Annotated in this window: 18 protein-coding genes and 1 tRNA gene; 13 read left to right on the top strand and 6 right to left on the bottom strand. The window is 58.9% G+C overall.

Annotated elements, in window-relative coordinates:
• The 5 genes from AC2FLO_RS20665 to AC2FLO_RS20645 all read left to right on the top strand — a co-directional run.
• Positions 1 to 230, top strand: a 230-nt coding sequence (locus AC2FLO_RS20665; protein ID WP_496806776.1) for a hypothetical protein, incomplete at its 5' end; no start/stop codon positions are given.
• Between the two features lie 286 nt (positions 231 to 516).
• Positions 517 to 1266 (top strand): 5-oxoprolinase subunit B family protein, encoded by a 750-nt coding sequence (locus tag AC2FLO_RS20660; RefSeq protein ID WP_480585833.1) that lies wholly within the window; start codon positions 517 to 519, stop codon positions 1264 to 1266.
• On the top strand, positions 1263 to 2261 hold the full coding sequence (locus tag AC2FLO_RS20655) for a 5-oxoprolinase subunit C family protein (RefSeq protein WP_496752423.1): 999 nt from the start codon (positions 1263 to 1265) through the stop codon (positions 2259 to 2261). Before AC2FLO_RS20660 ends, AC2FLO_RS20655 begins: the two co-directional genes overlap by 4 nt.
• 12 nt (positions 2262 to 2273) lie before the next feature.
• A complete protein-coding gene (locus AC2FLO_RS20650; protein WP_480585827.1) occupies positions 2274 to 3035 on the top strand; it encodes a LamB/YcsF family protein in 762 nt (253 codons plus the stop codon).
• Positions 3036 to 3185: 150 nt separating this feature from the next.
• Positions 3186 to 4433, top strand: coding sequence for a hypothetical protein (locus tag AC2FLO_RS20645; RefSeq protein ID WP_496752421.1), 1248 nt, complete (start codon positions 3186 to 3188; stop codon positions 4431 to 4433).
• 55 nt (positions 4434 to 4488) lie between these two features.
• On the opposite strand, the gene AC2FLO_RS20640 is transcribed toward AC2FLO_RS20645, so the two are convergent.
• Together AC2FLO_RS20640 and AC2FLO_RS20635 are read right to left on the bottom strand one after the other, a co-directional pair.
• Entirely contained in the window at positions 4489 to 5883 is a 1395-nt protein-coding gene (locus AC2FLO_RS20640; protein WP_209507823.1) for a D-alanyl-D-alanine carboxypeptidase family protein, read from the bottom strand.
• A 279-nt stretch (positions 5884 to 6162) separates the two neighbouring features.
• Positions 6163 to 6864, bottom strand: a complete 702-nt coding sequence (locus tag AC2FLO_RS20635; protein WP_496752419.1) for an HAD family hydrolase — start codon at positions 6862 to 6864, stop codon at positions 6163 to 6165.
• A gap of 93 nt (positions 6865 to 6957) precedes the next feature.
• Here AC2FLO_RS20635 and clpS point away from each other — a divergent pair, with 93 nt between their 5' ends.
• The 4 genes from clpS to hemF are packed head-to-tail and all read left to right on the top strand — an operon-like array spanning position 6958 to position 10037.
• Positions 6958 to 7299: an ATP-dependent Clp protease adapter ClpS gene (gene clpS, locus AC2FLO_RS20630; RefSeq protein ID WP_496752417.1), complete on the top strand. Its 342-nt coding sequence runs from the start codon at positions 6958 to 6960 to the stop codon at positions 7297 to 7299.
• A gap of 44 nt (positions 7300 to 7343) precedes the next feature.
• Positions 7344 to 8309 carry a class I SAM-dependent methyltransferase gene (locus AC2FLO_RS20625; RefSeq protein WP_496752415.1) on the top strand — a complete coding sequence of 322 codons (966 nt, stop codon included), beginning with the start codon at positions 7344 to 7346 and terminating at the stop codon, positions 8307 to 8309.
• A 37-nt stretch (positions 8310 to 8346) separates the two neighbouring features.
• A complete protein-coding gene (locus AC2FLO_RS20620) occupies positions 8347 to 9147 on the top strand; it encodes an SDR family NAD(P)-dependent oxidoreductase (RefSeq protein WP_496752413.1) in 801 nt (266 codons plus the stop codon).
• Positions 9148 to 9152: 5 nt separating this feature from the next.
• Positions 9153 to 10037 (top strand): oxygen-dependent coproporphyrinogen oxidase, encoded by an 885-nt coding sequence (hemF, locus tag AC2FLO_RS20615; RefSeq protein ID WP_496752412.1) that lies wholly within the window; start codon positions 9153 to 9155, stop codon positions 10035 to 10037.
• Between the two features lie 3 nt (positions 10038 to 10040).
• Here hemF and AC2FLO_RS20610 read toward each other — a convergent pair whose 3' ends face one another.
• Positions 10041 to 10448 (bottom strand): hypothetical protein, encoded by a 408-nt coding sequence (locus tag AC2FLO_RS20610; RefSeq protein WP_496811744.1) that lies wholly within the window; start codon positions 10446 to 10448, stop codon positions 10041 to 10043.
• Between the two features lie 181 nt (positions 10449 to 10629).
• Here AC2FLO_RS20610 and AC2FLO_RS20605 point away from each other — a divergent pair, with 181 nt between their 5' ends.
• Complete coding sequence (locus AC2FLO_RS20605) at positions 10630 to 11142, top strand: toxin-activating lysine-acyltransferase (protein WP_496752409.1); 513 nt, start codon at positions 10630 to 10632, stop codon at positions 11140 to 11142.
• Positions 11143 to 12069: a Hint domain-containing protein gene (locus AC2FLO_RS20600; protein ID WP_496806777.1), complete on the top strand. Its 927-nt coding sequence runs from the start codon at positions 11143 to 11145 to the stop codon at positions 12067 to 12069. It abuts the gene before it with no gap.
• A gap of 2 nt (positions 12070 to 12071) precedes the next feature.
• On the opposite strand, the gene modC is transcribed toward AC2FLO_RS20600, so the two are convergent.
• The 3 genes from modC to modA are packed head-to-tail and all read right to left on the bottom strand — an operon-like array spanning position 12072 to position 14646.
• Positions 12072 to 13172 (bottom strand): molybdenum ABC transporter ATP-binding protein, encoded by a 1101-nt coding sequence (gene modC, locus AC2FLO_RS20595; RefSeq protein ID WP_496752405.1) that lies wholly within the window; start codon positions 13170 to 13172, stop codon positions 12072 to 12074.
• On the bottom strand, positions 13169 to 13861 hold the full coding sequence (gene modB / locus AC2FLO_RS20590; RefSeq protein ID WP_209598758.1) for a molybdate ABC transporter permease subunit: 693 nt from the start codon (positions 13859 to 13861) through the stop codon (positions 13169 to 13171). Before modB ends, modC begins: the two co-directional genes overlap by 4 nt.
• 5 nt (positions 13862 to 13866) lie before the next feature.
• Positions 13867 to 14646, bottom strand: coding sequence for a molybdate ABC transporter substrate-binding protein (modA, locus tag AC2FLO_RS20585; RefSeq protein ID WP_496752403.1), 780 nt, complete (start codon positions 14644 to 14646; stop codon positions 13867 to 13869).
• A gap of 243 nt (positions 14647 to 14889) precedes the next feature.
• On the opposite strand from modA, the gene AC2FLO_RS20580 reads away from it, so the two are divergent.
• Positions 14890 to 14965 (top strand) — tRNA-Val (locus AC2FLO_RS20580).
• A gap of 89 nt (positions 14966 to 15054) precedes the next feature.
• Positions 15055 to 16626 carry a DUF6538 domain-containing protein gene (locus AC2FLO_RS20575; RefSeq protein WP_496752401.1) on the top strand — a complete coding sequence of 524 codons (1572 nt, stop codon included), beginning with the start codon at positions 15055 to 15057 and terminating at the stop codon, positions 16624 to 16626.
• Positions 16627 to 16652: the final 26 nt, after the last annotated feature.

The following is a 16652-nucleotide window of genomic DNA, read 5'->3' as shown; positions in this document are numbered from 1 at the left end:
ATGCCCACCGTCTCTCCAGTGCGTCTCAACCGTCTTTCCAGTCCGTCAGGCCAACCTCAGCTGCGCCGGTGAAGGGGGTTCTAAGTATTACTCTCAAAACCCGCAAGCGGAAAATGACGTTATTGGTCTTTTTTTTGAATTTTCTTAGTTTATTGTTTTGTTTCAATATCTTACACTCAATCAAAATTGGCCAACACCCTTCTGCCCGGGTGTTGTTGGGCATGATCTGACTGACAAGCCCCGTAGTTCAAAAGGGGCCGACACAAGATATAGAGACTCCGCGATTTCAAGATACAAGTCAGGGCGACTCGAAACGGGAAAACGAGTCGGAACTGCGGCCAGAATCTGGTCAAAATCCTCTCACCACCGCCGGACGCCTTATATTGCGGGTCGCTCCCTGCCGGGATGTGGACGCAACAGGCACGATGTCTGCTATTGAACGCCCTGTCTTGCGCATCCCCTAAAGATGCGGTCAGGTTCCACCAATTCACTCTTCGATCCGAAAGCAGATCAGCAATGGCGCGCAATGTTCAGTTTCCTTTGGTCAGAACCGTCGGATTTGACGGCGCGCTGGTGACCTTTGCGGATAGGATGACCGACACCGCGAACCGGGCAGCGCTAGCGTTTCGGTCTGAAGTCGATCGTCTGCACTGGGATGAGGTGACCGAATCGTCAGCCTCCCTGGGCTCGGCCTTTGTTCGGTTCGACACGCAGCGCATCTCTCATCAGAAGATGCTGCAAAAGCTTCGGGATCTGGTTGAGCAGAAGGACTGGTACACTACACCCCTGCCCGCGGGTCGCAGGTTGTGGCGCGTTCCGACGGTTTACGGGACCGACCTTGCGCCCCAGCTTGACGATGCCGCCGCTGCTGCCGGCCTGTCGCCGGAAGAAGCAATACGTCGGCTTGGACAGTCCCGCGTGCGGGTTCTGACCATCGGCTTCGCTCCGGGGCAGCCTTATCTTGGGCCTCTGGGACCCGAATTCAACATTCCCCGGCTGCAAAGCCTGACCCCCATGGTGCCGGAAGGAGCTTTGGTTCTGGCGATCTCGCAATTTGTTCTGTTTTCCGGGCCGACGCCAACCGGGTGGCGGCATATCGGGCAGACCGCCTTTCGGTGTTTCCGTCCCGAAAGGGTCGAGGCCTTTACCCTTAGACCCGGCGATGAACTGTTGTTCGAGCCCGTTTCCCGCGACGTTCTGGAACACATCAGAGCCAACAACGAGGACGGCACAGGCGGCGCAACCTGTGAGGAGATCGCGCCATGAGCCTGATTGTCCACCGAATTGGTCCGGCCTGCACCATTCAGGATCAGGGGCGCACAGGCTATCTGGATCAGGGGCTGTCCCGGTCCGGGGCTGCGGACATTCTGGCCTTGCACGAAGGGGCGGCGTTGCTGGATCAGAGCCCGAACCTTGCGGCGCTGGAGATGGCCGGGATGGGGGGCGAGTTCGAGGCGACGCATAACACGCGCATCGCCCTGACTGGCGCACAAATGCAGGCCAGCATTGATGGCAGCCCTGTGGCCTGGAACGCCTCGCACCAACTGAGCGCCGGGCAAAGGCTGGTCATCGGGGCGACGCTGGCTGGAAACTATGGCTATCTGCATCTGGGCGGCGGTATCGATGCCGAGGTTTTTCTGGGGTCCCGCTCCACCCATCTGACAGCGCGGATTGGCCGGGCGTTACAGCAGGGTGACAGGCTGACCTGTGGACCGGATGCAGGCAACAGCGGGATGAAACTGGCTGCTGCCGAGCGGTTTTCGGGCGGGGTGCTGCATGTGGTTGCCAGTTTTCAGACATCTTTGTTTGACGGCGCGACGCTTGAACGGTTTGCCCAAACCAATTTCCGGCGCGGCGCACGCGCCAACCGGATGGGCATGCAGGTGGACAGCGACGGTGACGGCTTTGCCGCCTCGGGCCAGCTGAATATCCTGTCCGAGGTGATCACCCCCGGCGACATCCAGATGACCGGCACTGGCGACCCGTTCATCCTGTTGCCGGAATGTCAGACCACGGGCGGGTACCCTCGTATCGCGACCGTTCTGCCATGCGATATGCCCCGCGCGGCACAGACACCCGCAGGCGGCGACATCCGGTTCGAATTTGTCAGCATGGAACAGGCTGAAGAAATGCACAAAGCGTTCCTGTCAGACCTTGCGCGCCTGCCCTCAAAAGTCGAGGCACTGGTGCGTGATCCCCATGACATACCGGACCTGTTGTCCTACCAATTGATCGGCGGAGTGATCTCTGCCACCGACTAAGGAGATGTGCCAATGCCAAGCGTCGATCTGAATGCCGATATGGGGGAAAGCTTTGGCCCCTGGAAAATGGGCGATGACGAAAGCCTGTTGAAAATCATCACCTCGGCCAACATCGCCTGTGGGTTTCATGCCGGTGATCCGGATGTGATGGCATCAACGATGAAACTGGCGGCCGAAAACGACGTAGGCATCGGCGCGCATCCCGGCTTTCCCGATCTGCAGGGGTTTGGCCGGCGGAACATGAAGCTGCCCCATGACAACCTGCGCAATCTGGTCCGGTATCAGTTGGGGGCCGCAATCGGCATGGCCGCGGCGGTTGGCACCAAGGTACGGCACCTGAAACTGCACGGGGCGCTGGCCAATATGTGTTCAGCCGATATCAATATGGCGCGCGCCTGTTATCAGGGCGCATTGGATGTTGATCCCGATATCATCGTCATGGTGCTGGCCGCGACAAAACAGGAAGCAGCCGTGCGTGAGCTCGGGTGCAAATGGGTGGGCGAGATTTTCGCCGACCGTGCATATAACGACGACGGAACACTGGTTGATCGCAGCCTGCCCGGCGCCGTCATCCACGACGCCGACGTCGCCGGACCTCGCATCCTGAACATGGTCCGCGAAGGTGCGATCATCACCGAAAGCGGCAAGCGACTGGAAACGTCCATCGACACGATCTGCCTGCACGGGGATGGACCAACTGCCGTTCAGATTGCACGCTCAGTTCGCGAAAACCTGATCGGGGGAAGTGTCGAGGTGACGAAATTCACCCGCTGAACATCATGCGTTAACGTCGGCAACCCAGTTCCTCAGTTGTTGCCCGCACCGGTCTCAGCACCTAGCATGGCGGGCAAGCACATGTTCTGAAAACCACAATTTCAAGCGATGCCTTGCTGCAGTCAGGGCTTCGTGCACGGAGGTAGTCGAATGTCCTTTGATCCGATGTCCTATCAACCCCGAGGCGACAAGAAGAACTCGGACTTCTTTGCGGAATACCTGCCGAAAATCTACGAGCGCCGGACAAGCTCGGGAATTGCCGATCAGGTCGGGCCAATGCGCGCGATCTGTATGCAGGTCGAAACTGGCGCGCTGTTCGATACGCTGGTCGAACTTTACGTGATGACACCCTATCGCCACACTGCCAGCTATCTGGGGCAGACCCACAAATTTTCGGTCCTTCATTCGCATCCCGACTATCCCGCGCTGATCGTGATGGCCCCGCTCAGCCCCGGTTTCGAGGATTTCATTCCCCGCATCAATCGCATGTACCCGCTGGCCCGCAACACGCCGCAAACGCGGTATGTTGGCGAGGTTTTCGGCGCCAGCGATCTGAAGGCGCTGACCGGGACGCTTGAGGATCAGAATATCCGCTTCGAATATGCGGGAGACACAGAAAACCCGTTCTACACATTGGGCGGCTTCCGCTTCACGACCCCGTCGGATTTCACCTGCAACCGGGTCGGGTATTCGACACATGATTTCAACGACACAGACAGCCTCGGTCTTGGTGATCGCGTGTTATTGAGCGACTCGGAACAAGCCCGGCTGGATCAGGCAGCCGCGTTCGGATCGGACAGCAAAATCGCACCTCTGATGCTGGGCATCGATCATCTGGCGACCCGCGTGCTGGCGGGTGAGCGCGAGGATGCGATCCTCGAATTCCTGACTATGGTGCCCTACTATTTCTGGGGGGCCTACAATATCTTCGACATGAACTCGTCCACCAATGTGAACCGCAACGCCAATGTGGACGATGACAAGAAATCTCCGGCCAAGGTTTTCACCGCCAACAACACGCCGTCCTTCGTCAACTCATTCGCCAAGCTGCCGATGCCGACCGAGGATTTTGTGCGCAATTTTGGCCGCCGCCTGCATCACATGGCCGTCGAGATCAAGGATGGCGACCATGGCGCCGGGGAAAAGAATGTCGACTTTGTCGTGAACACGCTGAAGGACAAGGGCGTGCCGTTCCTGGCCCATGTGGTGGGTGAATGCAAAGACGACCCGAACCTGAAACAGATTTTCTCGAAACACTCGAAGAATACGCTTCTGATCACCGAATATATCGAGCGGTGTCACAAGTATGACGGGTTCTTCACCAAGCACAATGTCGCCGCCCTGACCGCCGCCGCGGGACAGGACGAGCAATATCAGCACGGTCACGTCTTCGATTAAAAAAGGGCCGCGGATTACCGCAGCCCAGACCCAACAGGAGAGATTATGCCGGACCTTATGATGGCCCGATCATGAAACAGGTGACATTGCGGGCTTGCAGACGGCGACACGCCAGATCGGCCTGTTCCCGCGTCATGCCCTGGAATGTCGCATCAAAGCCTCGCGAGCTCTGACTGACCTTGCGCAGACTGCCATCCAGCGTGGTCATTTCCGACAGCGCCGTTTTCAGCAGGATCTTCTCGGCCTCATATCGTGTGGTGTAGCGGCCCACATTGACCCCCCACAGATGCCCACCGGACGAGGACAGGCGGGTAATCACTTCCTGCTCGGGCTCTGGTGGGCTGGCGGGCTCGGTCGAGGCCAGCACCAGATTGTCCGGGCGCAATGCAGGGCGGGTGTCGGACGTTTCAACCGGTGGGGCGGTTGGGGCAACATCCGCTTCGGCAATCGCTGCGGCAATGCCGCTGCTGATACGGTCGCTGTTCTGGTCCGCCACGACCGCGACCGCACTTGCAACCTGTGTTGTGGCACTCGGGCGCCCAAGCGGGCGCAGGCTGGATTTCGGTGCTCCGCTCAGCGCTGCAACTTGGGTATCGCCCCCCAACCCGACATTGCCCGCATAGACCGGGCGCTCAGGTTTGCGGATAGGTGCACGAGACGGGGCACGGCGAAACCCCAGATCCAGCAATTCCGCAACCTTGGCATTCCGCGACGCCCCGGATTTACCGCCAAAGACAGTCGCGATGATACGCTCATCCTTGCGTTTGGCCGACGCCACCAGATTGAACCCCGCCGCACGTGTGTATCCGGTCTTTATTCCGTCGGCACCCTTATAGGCCGCTAGCAGGCGGCGGTTGGTGTTGGGAACCGTCTTGATACCGGCATCCGTCGATTGGCGCGAGAACAGGTTATAATACTGCGGGTAGTCATACAGCAGATGCCGTCCCAGCGTGGTCATGTCTCGCGCGCTGGACAGGTGCCCTGCCTCAGTCAGACCATGCGCATTCTTGAAGGTCGTGCGGCTCATGCCCATCGCTTTGGCGGTTCGGGTCATACGGCGGGCAAAGGCCGCTTCCGAGCCACTAATGGCAATGCCGATCGCCGTGGCCGCGTCGTTGGCCGATTTTACCGCAGCGGCGCGGATCAGATAGCGGAACGCAATCGTCTGGCCCGCGCGCAGGCCCAGCTTCGACGGAGGCTCGGCTGCTGCCTTCTGGGTAATCCGAACGGGTGTATCCAGTGTGATCTCGCCGTTTCGCACCGCCTCAAACGCAATGTAGAGCGTCATCATCTTGGTCAGCGAGGCCGGGTGCAGCCGCGCATCCGCATTTCGGGAATGCAGCACCTCGCCAGTTCGGGCGTCAATCACCATAGCTGCATAAGGCGCCGCCATTGACCTGAGCGGCGCAAACGCCAGCACACATAGCAACGCTATAAGGAAAAAGCCCATTCGGGCCGGAACTGTCCGCCGAATCTGCACGATCTTTGCCTCTGTCTGCCTCGCGCTGCCGGGTTTTCCCAGTCAGCAAAATTTATTTTATTGTCCCCAAGGCTATCACAGCTACCCAATGAAATAAACCGAAAGCTGAGGTTTTCGCAGTTTCGTTTTGCGTCTGGGCTGAAGCTATATCTTGCGAATTTCCCCCTCAGAACCACCAGATGCGCGATAAAGGCAAAACTACGCCCGGTTGCGGCGGGGTTTATGTGAAACTGAGGCGAAAAGGCAACATCACTTCAGGTCGCGCAGCAGATCGGCCAGATCACCCAAATCCCTTAACTCGCGGAATCGGGGGCTTTCGACCGGGGCTTCTGCATGTTCCACCTCCCAGACCAGACCGTGGGGCACGTAGACACCCCAGCACCCGGCCTGAATCGGGGCTACGACATCTGACCGCATCGAATTGCCGATCATCATTGCGGCAGTCGGGCCATCACCATGACGGTCGAACACGAACCGATAGGTTTCGGGCGTCTTTTCGGAAACGATTTCCACACCATCGAACAGATCACCCAGCCCGGATTGGGCCAGTTTGCGTTCCTGATCGATCAGATCACCCTTGGTGATCAGGATAACCCGATACGCATCGGCAACACCTTCGACGGCCTCGCGGGCATGGGGTAACAGCTCGATCGGATGGGCCAGCATCTCTTGCCCCGCTTCGATCAGCTGCCGGATGACCCAGGCCGGAACGCGGCTTTCGGTGACTTCGATCGCCGTTTCGATCATCGACAGAACAAATCCTTTGATGCCGTACCCATAGCGCTGAATGTTGCGTTTTTCTGCCGCAAGAAGACGGTCCATCAGGTGATCACGATCAGCATGATCGGCCAAGAGTTCAGTAAAACGAGCCTGCGTCATCTGAAAAAACCGTTCGTTATGCCAAAGGGTGTCGTCTGCATCAAACCCGATTGTCGTCAGCTTGGTCGTCATCCCGTTTACGTCCGCTTGCTCTTTTCACTGGCCATGCACACGTTATATAAGCGCCAAGATAAACCCCAAGCCTGAATCGGACAGTTGCACACGATGCTTGAAATGATCTGGATGATGTCTGACAAGCCGGACGACGACAGTGACGCGTCCGTCCTGTTACAGACACGCCCAAAAACCAAGCGTCCGCCTTTATACAAGGTCCTGTTGCTGAACGACGATTATACACCGATGGAGTTTGTGGTGCATGTGCTTGAACGCTTCTTCGGCATGACCCATGCGCAGGCGTTCGAGATCATGCTGACCGTTCACAAGAAAGGCGTGGCCGTAGTCGGTGTTTTCAGCCACGAAATTGCCGAGACCAAAGTTGGTCAGGTGATGGATTTTGCCCGCAGGCACCAGCACCCTTTGCAATGCACAATGGAACGCGAAGAGTAAGGCCTTTGGCCTGACGCGCGCGCCTCTCTCAGCCGGAATTGCCCATGTCCCCTCGTCTGGAACTTGCCCTGCAAAACGGCCTGACGCTGTCCCCCCCTCTTAGCGTGATCTGCCCCACGCCCGACCATGATCTGTCTGCGCTGGCGGGCGGCGCACAAGTTGTGCAGCTCTTCAAACCATTTCACGACCATTTCGCCGCGCAGGGTTTTGAAACAGTGCCCGACGCAGATGGCCCCTGTCAGGATGCCATTGTCTTTCTGCCCCGCGCCAAGGCACTGGCCCGGTCGCTCATTCATCAGGCCTGTGCGCGGGCGAGCGGCCTGGTTGTCGTCGACGGTGCCAAGACTGATGGTGTGGACAGCATATTGAAGGATGTGCGCAAGCGGGTTCCGGTCGAGGGACCGCTTTCCAAAGCACATGGCAAGGTTTTCTGGTTTCAGGCCGATGATCTGGCCTTTGCGGACTGGGCCGCGCCGAAACAGCAGATGGTTGGCGGTTACCAAACGGCACCGGGTGTGTTTTCAGCGGACGGGATTGATCCTGCCTCAGCCCTGTTGCTGAAGACTCTGCCTGACCGGCTTGGCCCCTGCGTGGCCGATCTGGGTGCGGGATGGGGGTATCTGTCTGCGGAAATCCTGAAGCGCGGCGGGATAACCTCGCTGCATCTGGTCGAAGCTGACCATGCGGCCCTGACCTGCGCGCGGCTTAATGTCACTCAATCCCAGGCGCATTTCCACTGGAGCGATGCCGTATCCTGGACCGCCCCGGAACCTATCGACACCGTTGTGATGAACCCGCCATTCCACACGTCTCGCAGCGCGGATCCCGCCTTGGGGCAAGGGTTTATAACCTCCGCCGCCCGCAATCTGACACGCAACGGAACCCTTTGGATGGTCGCCAACCGGCACCTTCCTTACGAAGCTACACTGAACGAACATTTCGCTCAGGTCGGTGAAATTGCCGGCGACAACCGGTTCAAGGTATTCCAGGCCTCTCGCCCTCGGCGTTAAGGCCCGTTAACCTGCGCCGCAATTCAGGAGGATTCGGATGTCCTTTTCCATCGCTGGCAAGACAGCAATCGTTACGGGCGGGGCCAGTGGCATCGGCCTGGCCATCGGGCGGCATTTCGCGGATGCGGGCGCAAATGTCATGTTTGCCGACATAGATGAAAAACGCCTGATTGACGAGCTTGGAGAACAGCCCGAAGACAGCAATATCCGGTACTTTGCGGGCGATCTACGCGAAAAGCTGACCATAGCCAACCTGTTATCTGCGACGCTGGATGCGTTCGACCAGGTGGATATTCTGGTCAACGGCGCACGGCAGGTGATCCCGTCTGATCCGCTGGATCCGGATGACGATTCGATGCGCACCCTGCTGAACCAGAACCTGATGCCCGCCCTGCGGCTCAGCCAGCTGGTTGCAAAGCGCATGATCAAACAGGCCGACGGCGATGTCGAAAACCCGGCGGGGACGATCATCAACCTGTCCTCGATCGCGGCCCGACGGACCCACCCGAACCTGATGGCCTATTCTGTCTCGACCGCAGCACTGGACCAGTTAACCCGATCCCTTGCGGTTGCGCTGGCTCCGAACCGAATCCGCGTCAACTCGATTGCGCTGGGTTCGGTCATGAGCGCATCGCTGCAATCGACCCTCAAGGACAATCGCGACTACCGCGTCGATATCGAAAAGCACACGCCCCTGGCCCGTATCGCCTCGGCCACGGAACTGACGGAAACCGCGCAATATCTTGCGTCTGATGCAGCTGGTTTCGTCACCGGACAGATCCTGACAATCGATGGTGGCCGTACCCTGCTTGACCCGGTCGCAGCCCCTGCACATTAAGACCCATGTTCGAAACAGAAAAATCTACCGCCTCCGCCTGGTTTCGCCAATTGCGCGATGACATCGTTGCAGCCTTCGAAGCCCTTGAAGACAGCCACACCGACGGGCCGTTTGCCGATGCCGCACCCGGACGGTTCGAGGTCAAGGAAACCAAACGGCAGTCGGACGATGGGTCAGATGCGGGCGGCGGGCTGATGTCGGTCATGCGCGGCGGGCGTGTGTTTGAAAAGGTCGGCGTCAATGTCTCGACCGTCTACGGCACGCTCGGCGAACGTGCGCAACAGGCGATGGCGGCGCGCAAAGGCATCCCCGGAATGACCGAAGATCCACGCTTCTGGGCGTCGGGGATCAGCCTTGTGGCCCATATGCAGAACCCCCATGCCCCGGCGGTCCACATGAACACTCGCATGTTCTGGACACCTCATGCCTGGTGGTTCGGTGGCGGCTCGGACCTCAACCCCTGCATCGAGTATGACGAGGACACCGCGCATTTCCACGCCACGCAAAAGGCGCATCTGGACCCGCACGGACCCGCCCATTACCCGCGCCTCAAGGACTGGGCGGACGAATATTTCTATATCCCTCACCGCAAACGCGCGCGCGGCGTCGGCGGGATCTTCATGGACGACTATTGCACCGGCGACTGGCAGGCTGATTTCGCCCTGACACAGGATATTGGCAGGGCCTTCCTGCCCGCCTTCCTGCCCTTGGTCGAAAAGCGCCGTGTTCAGAACTTCTCAGAGGCGGACAAAACCACCCAGCTGGTGCATCGCGGCCTTTATGCGGAATACAACCTTGTCTATGACCGGGGCACAAAATTCGGCCTGGAAACCGGGCATGACCCGGATGCCGTTCTGATGAGCCTGCCGCCGATGGCAAAATGGGTCTGACGATCAGAACGGGTCCATGATGAAATTGTCGTAGCAATAGTTCTGCGCCGACACCGCCGACATATTTGCTCCGACTTTCTTGACCGTGATCGAATAACCAGGTTTCGTATCGGCCCCCGGCGGCGGGGTCATCGAAAACTGCACCGTTCGCACGCCGGGCTCATAAGCGCGCCAGATATAGATCCTTTGCGAGTTCGGAACGCCCAGTGTGCGAATCGCATAATCTCCGATCCCGCACCAATAATTGACTGGCGCGGATGAACCGACAGCTTTCACTTCATAAACGCCGTCCGGCAAGGGCGTGATCTCGGTACGAAACTGCGGCCGGACTGACAGGCCGAACCCCACGGCCCCGGCCACCGCAGGCGCTAAAACAAGGGAAGCAACGATGAATAGCTTGAGAAAACGCATGATCCAGATATCCCAAAACAATGGCACCAGTACCGATAGCATAACCACGACACCACGCGAGTAAAGTGGGCCACGTCAGCTGCGCGGGCACAGCTATACAGGGAATTTCCACTATTCATTTCACCCGAAACGAGTACACTACCCGAAACATTTATAACGCATCAAGCTATCGGCATTTCCGTTGAACAAGAGCTTTCCAAAAGACTGGTTCGATTTCCCACCCGAGAAATATGCGGATCTGGGTGCGATGTTCTATCTCGCGGGGCTGACGAAAACGCACCAGAAACGTAACCTTGCGCAGGTCCTTTACGCGTTCGAAACCCCGTTTCGTCTGGGTCAATACCAGATCTTCAGGCAAAATGGCTTTCCCCGCGGATTTGTCACTTTTGCCGGTCTCAGCCCCGACGCCGAATATCGCTATGCGGTGAAAGAAACCTCTCTGACGGACAAGGATTTTACCAGCGGGTCCTCCTTCTGGATCATCGACCTTGTCGCGCCGTTTGGACAGACCAGCCAGATTGTTGATATCCTCAAGCAGGAGATCCCGCATCCGCGCGTGCGCACCAACCGAATGGACAGCGACATGACACGCAACCGGATTGTCGAATGGACGCGGGACGATGCAGGCGAGGTTCATATGCGCCTGTACCGAAAGAAGGAATTTGAAAGGGTGTTGCAACAAGGCGAGGTCTAGTTGGTTTCAGTTCCGATCACAGGTGAATTGACCGGCGACGTGACCGGGTCCCCACCCAATGTGGCGATGGGGCAACCCACGCTGAACAACGGAAACTTTACACCGCTCACCCAAACCTGGACAATTGCGACACCCCCTGCCAACGGTACAGCCACGATCGACCCAAATACCGGGGAGTGGACCTATACGGTCGATCCGACATATTTCGACAGCCTCGACAATGGTGAAGTTGTCTTTGATTCCTTCTTCATCAGCGTCTCAGGGACAACGCAAAACGGTCCTATCACGCTTCCTTTTACCGGCTCTCCGGATCCGGTCGAAGTGGTTATCAGGATCGAAGGCGTCTGTTTCGCAGCCGGAACCCTGATCGAGACCGAAAACGGCCCCCGCGCTATCGAGATCCTAAAGGTCGGTGACAAGGTGGCGACAGCCGATCACGGGTTGCAACCTGTTCGCTGGATCGAAAGCAGCACGATCCCACCCGACCGATTACGCAATGAACCCGCAATGTGGCCCGTTCGCATCTCGGCAGGCAGTCTGGGTCCCAACATACCCTCGCGGGATCTGCTGGTGTCTCAGCAGCACCGTATTCTTGTGAAGGGCCCTCGGGTCGAGCTGCTTTTCGGAACCACCGAAGCACTGGTTGCCGCCAAGCATCTGTGCCGATGGCCCGGAATAGGGCTCGATACCTCGGTTGAAACGGTCGAGTATCTGCACATCCTGCTGGATCGGCACGAAATCCTTTCGGCGGACGGGGCACAGGCGGAAAGCCTTTTTCTGGGGGAAGAGGCCCTTCATACTCTTTCATCCGACGCACTCCAGGAACTGGCCGCAATATTTCCCGACCGTCCCTCCTTCGGCCATCAGGGGTTTGGACGCGCCGCGCGCCTTATCCTGCTGGAACACGAAGCCCGCGCGCTTGCCTGAGGTCAGGTGCCGGTCCCTATGCGGCCGCCGACATTCTGCGGGGCCAGCGCAACCGTCTTGATCACGGCATGGCATGTGCTGCCGGGCTGCAAGTTCAACGCCGCAACCGACCGGCGCGTAACCCGCGCCAGAACATTACCCGCAGGGGTCCTGACCGACACAATCGCGCCGGGACCATCGCCCGACCGGATCGAGTCGACCGTCCCGCTGAGCACGTTCAATGCCGACAGACCCTCGGGTTTTTGGACGGACAGGATCACCTCCTGCGCCGGAATGCGAATTCGCAGATGGGCGCCGACCTCCTGCCCGATACGTGGCAGAAACAGACGAGCGCCATTTGCGTTCAGCTCGGTCAACCCGTCAGCGTGGTGCTGGTGCACCTGCACTTCCAACACGGCACCAACCGCACGCACACCTGCGGGCGCCACGGTCGGGTCGGACAGAACCTCGGACGCGGGGCCATGGCGGACGACCCTGCCATCCTGCAAAGCGACAACCGATGTGGCCAGACGGGCTACCTCGTCGGCTGAATGGGTCACATACAGGATCGGGACAGATACCTCATCCCTGAGACGCTCAAAATAGGGCAGGATCTCCGCCTTGCGGGCCTCGTCCAGCGCCGCAAGCGGTTCATCCGCAAGGATCAGCCGCGGGCTGGCCAGCAACGCCCTGCCAATCGACACGCGCTGTTTTTCGCCCCCTGACAACCCGGCTGGACGGCGATTCAGAAGGTGGCCGATCCCCAGCATCTCGATGACCTTTTCCGGGTCTTCACGCCGCGCGCTTTTGGGGGCGAACCAGCGGCCATAGGCAAGATTCTGGCGCACGGTCAGATGCGGGAACAACCGCCCTTCCTGAAAGATGTAGCCCAACCGCCGCCGGTGCGGCGGCAGCCAGTGCCCGCGTTCGGTGTCAATCAACACCCAGTCATCCACGGCCACCCTGCCCGCGCGCGGCCGCAGCAATCCGGCCACCGCGTTGACAATCGTGGTCTTGCCTGACCCGGAACGCCCGAACAGCACGGTCACACCGGGTGGCGCGTTAAAACTGACCTCCAGATCGATCCCCGGTAGCTGATGATGCAAGCGAACGGACAGGCTCATGATCCGGCCACCCGCGCGGCGGCGCGCCGTCCCACATATTCCGACAGCAGTAACGCGCCCATGGCGATGACGATCGAGATCAGGACCAGCCGCGTTGCAGCAGCCTCGCCCCCCGGCACCTGCAAAAAGGCGTATACAGCCGATGGCAATGTCTGCGTCTGGCCCGGAATATTCGACACGAATGTAATCGTCGCCCCAAACTCACCCATTGCCTTTGCAAAGGCCAGAATGGCCCCGGCGATGACACCCGGCAGGATCATCGGCAAGGTCACGGTCAGAAACACCATAGGCCGCGACGCCCCCAGCGTCGCCCCCGCCTGTTCCAGCTTCGGGTCCACCGCCTCGATCGACAGACGTATCGCCCGGACCATCAGCGGAAACGCCATGATGCCAGCGGCCAGCGCGGCCCCAGTCCAGCGAAAGGCGACCACAATGCCGAACTCGGCCAAAAACCGCCCCAACGGCCCCTGAATGCCAAAGGTCAGCAACAGCAGATACCCCGTCACAACCGGCGGCAGGATCAAAGGCAAATGCACCAGACCATTCAGAACCTGCCGCCCGGGGAACCGCCAGCGGGCCAGAATGTAGGCCACGAAAATCCCGACCGGCAAGGTCGCCAGCGTCGCCCAGAATGACACGCGCAGCGACAGCTTCAGCGCTTCGACTTCGGCGGGGCCCAACCACTCCAACGCGATCACCCGCCCGGCAGGGAAAATCCCTGCTCCAGAAAAATTGCCAAAGCCGCATCGCTGTGCAGATGATCCAGAAAAGCCCGCGCCGCACCTGTGGCATTACCTGTCATCGCCGCCGGATAGATGATCGGAGGGTGCAGGTCGGTGGGAAAACTGGCCACAACACTGACACGCTGTTCCGCCTGCGCATCCGATCGATAGACGATCCCCAGAGGCGCAGCACCCGTTGCCACAAGGGCCAGCGCAGCGCGCACATTGTCGGTTTGTGCCACTCGGTCCTGCACCGCCTCCCACTGGTTCAGCCCCTGCAAAGCCGCCTTGCCGTAGATACCGGCGGGCACCGCATCGACCAGCGCCATGGCCAGAAAGCCTTCGCCCAGCTCGGCCCTGAGGTCATGAACCACCCGAATGTCACCCAGAACAGGACGCCCCGCAGCGCCGATCAGAACCAGACTGTTGCCCAGCAAATCCGACCGTGTCCCCGGCTGCAACAAGCCCTGCTGTTCCAGAAAATCCATCCAGTCGGCATTGGCCGAGATGAAAATGTCCGCAGGCGCACCCTGCTGAATCTGCCGCGCCAGAACCGAAGACGCTGCGTAAGACACGGTGACATCGTGCCCCGTCCGCTCTGTGTATTCCGTTGCGATTTCGTCCAAAGCGGTCTTGAGGCTGGCCGCGGCGAAAACCAAAACCCCTTCTGCCACGGCCCGGACCGGAGCCAGCACAAATGCGCCAAGGACCAGTGCCACCATCCAGATACGGCAGGCGAAGGGTAGGATCATGTGTGCTCCCGACCGGAAAGTTGCAGTCTCTTCGGGCATATCGGAGGCCATAGGGCGCTTGCAAGCGCCTTTGATCTTTTCCAGACCACACGCCTGAAACCCACGCAGACCTGCCTCATAAGCCCATGCTCACCGAGGCTGGCGTCGTTGAGGGCGGCATTTCCTATCCGCGACCCATCGCGGAATAAAAATCTCACAGACCCTCTTGCGCCCGCCCGCTGGCTTGGCTACATGCAGCGTCACGGGTGATTAGCTCAGTTGGTAGAGCGCTTCGTTTACACCGAAGATGTCGGGAGTTCGAGTCTCTCATCACCCACCATCCTAACCTTTTGAAACAAAAGAAAATCCTTGCAAACAAGGACGTATGTCCGTTTGAAGGTTACAACTTTGGTTACAAAAGGTGTTCCCATGGCAGGCAAAGTTCGCAACCTCGTCAACCGTTCTGGTCGGTATCATGCCCGGCTCGTGGTGCCTAAAGACCTACGGGGGATCATCGGCAAGACAGAGCTGCGCACCGCTTTGGGTGGCGATTACCGCCAAGCGCTCAAGCTGCTACCGGGTGCCGTGGCACAGCTTCAACATCAGATCGCCCTTGCTGAGCAGAAGCTGAACAGCGAACGGGGCCGCGCCACACCTGCCCGCTATCCCTTGGCACCGGGTCAGATCGCATACAGCCATTACCACCAGCGCGTCGCCTTGGATGACCAACTGCGCAACGATCCTCGCTACTCTGCTGTAGGCATTGATGATCTGTTAGTTGACCGCCTACGCAGCGCCATCGCCGGGAACGCCAACGACGCCGAGCTGGGTGAGCTGGTCGGCGCGCAGATTGAGCGTTTCCGGTCCGCTGGCAATCTGGATGCTGCGCCGGGTAGCACCGAATGGCGAGCGATAGCCCGTGCCCTTTGCCAAGCAGAGCTTGAAGCCCTTGCGCGCGCCGCTGAGCGCGATGACGGTGATTTTACTGGCACACCCACTGCGCCAATCATTGTGAACGCACAGCCCCCGGAAAACGCCCCTACTCCGGTCAGTATCAAACAGCTCTGGAAAGACTACGTTGCGCACCGGCAGCAAGCTGGGTTCATGCGGTCTGGCACAGGCCGCCAGCAGCCCGTCATTGATAAACTCGTCAAATACCTGAAACACAACGATGCCACACGGGTCACCAAGAAAGACCTGATTGCGTGGCGTGATTGCCTGATGAATGACTTGTCCGCCAAGACAGTCAGTGACGTGTATCTCTCAACCATCCGGTCACTGTTTTCTTGGGCGGTCGAAAACGAAATGCTGACTGAGAACCCAACTGCCAATGTGCGGCAAGCAAAGCCTAAGAAACAACACACTCGAGAACGCGGCTACGTGGTGGCTGAAGCAAACAAGGTCTTGAGGGCTAGCCGCACCTATAAACCCAAAGAAGATGAGCGTGGTTACATCAGAGAAAAATCGCACTTGGTCGATGCAAAGCGATGGGCACCAATCATCTGCGCCTTTACCGGCGCACGTATATCCGAGATTACCCAGCTTCGAAAAGAAGATGTGCGCAAGATCGATGGGTATTGGGTAATCAGGATCACGCCTGAGGCCGGTTCAATAAAGACAGGTGGATATCGTGACGCCCCGCTGCATCCCCAGATCATAAGCGAGGGCTTCATTGACTTTGTCGAAGCCGCGAAGCCCGGCCCAGTGTTCCACGGCGGCACGAGACAAGAAGACTATTCACGCAAAGCGAAGCGTATCGCAAATCAGATTGCAGCATGGCTTAGCAAGTCCGGGCTGGCGCCAGAAGGGTTGCTGCCCAATCATGCGTGGAGGCACCGTTTCAAAACGCAGTGCCGTGAACTTGGTATCTCAGATCGTGTGGTTGATGCCATCCAAGGGCATGCCGGAAAGACGGCAGGCGACGACTATGGTGATGTAACTCTCACAGCCAAGATCAATGCGGTAAAACAGTTGCCTTGGTATGAACTGGGTGGGGACTAGGGTTCGCAAATTTTCGATCTACCCCT

Source organism: Ruegeria sp. TASC047, assembly GCF_059612445.1.
This window is presented reverse-complemented; position numbering and strand designations above follow the sequence as displayed.

What these genes read in the sequence shown, in the direction of transcription:
- AC2FLO_RS20660 (WP_480585833.1), top strand. Translation starts at nt 517, where the DNA reads ATGGCGCGCAATGTTCAGTTTCCTTTGGTCAGAACCGTCGGATTTGAC.
- AC2FLO_RS20655 (WP_496752423.1), top strand. Translation starts at nt 1,263, where the DNA reads ATGAGCCTGATTGTCCACCGAATTGGTCCGGCCTGCACCATTCAGGAT.
- AC2FLO_RS20650 (WP_480585827.1), top strand. Translation starts at nt 2,274, where the DNA reads ATGCCAAGCGTCGATCTGAATGCCGATATGGGGGAAAGCTTTGGCCCC.
- AC2FLO_RS20645 (WP_496752421.1), top strand. Translation starts at nt 3,186, where the DNA reads ATGTCCTTTGATCCGATGTCCTATCAACCCCGAGGCGACAAGAAGAAC.
- AC2FLO_RS20640 (WP_209507823.1), bottom strand. Translation starts at nt 5,883, where the DNA reads ATGGGCTTTTTCCTTATAGCGTTGCTATGTGTGCTGGCGTTTGCGCCG.
- AC2FLO_RS20635 (WP_496752419.1), bottom strand. Translation starts at nt 6,864, where the DNA reads ATGACGACCAAGCTGACGACAATCGGGTTTGATGCAGACGACACCCTT.
- clpS (WP_496752417.1), top strand. Translation starts at nt 6,958, where the DNA reads ATGCTTGAAATGATCTGGATGATGTCTGACAAGCCGGACGACGACAGT.
- AC2FLO_RS20625 (WP_496752415.1), top strand. Translation starts at nt 7,344, where the DNA reads ATGTCCCCTCGTCTGGAACTTGCCCTGCAAAACGGCCTGACGCTGTCC.
- AC2FLO_RS20620 (WP_496752413.1), top strand. Translation starts at nt 8,347, where the DNA reads ATGTCCTTTTCCATCGCTGGCAAGACAGCAATCGTTACGGGCGGGGCC.
- hemF (WP_496752412.1), top strand. Translation starts at nt 9,153, where the DNA reads ATGTTCGAAACAGAAAAATCTACCGCCTCCGCCTGGTTTCGCCAATTG.
- AC2FLO_RS20610 (WP_496811744.1), bottom strand. Translation starts at nt 10,448, where the DNA reads ATGCGTTTTCTCAAGCTATTCATCGTTGCTTCCCTTGTTTTAGCGCCT.
- modC (WP_496752405.1), bottom strand. Translation starts at nt 13,172, where the DNA reads ATGAGCCTGTCCGTTCGCTTGCATCATCAGCTACCGGGGATCGATCTG.
- modA (WP_496752403.1), bottom strand. Translation starts at nt 14,646, where the DNA reads ATGATCCTACCCTTCGCCTGCCGTATCTGGATGGTGGCACTGGTCCTT.
- AC2FLO_RS20575 (WP_496752401.1), top strand. Translation starts at nt 15,055, where the DNA reads ATGGCAGGCAAAGTTCGCAACCTCGTCAACCGTTCTGGTCGGTATCAT.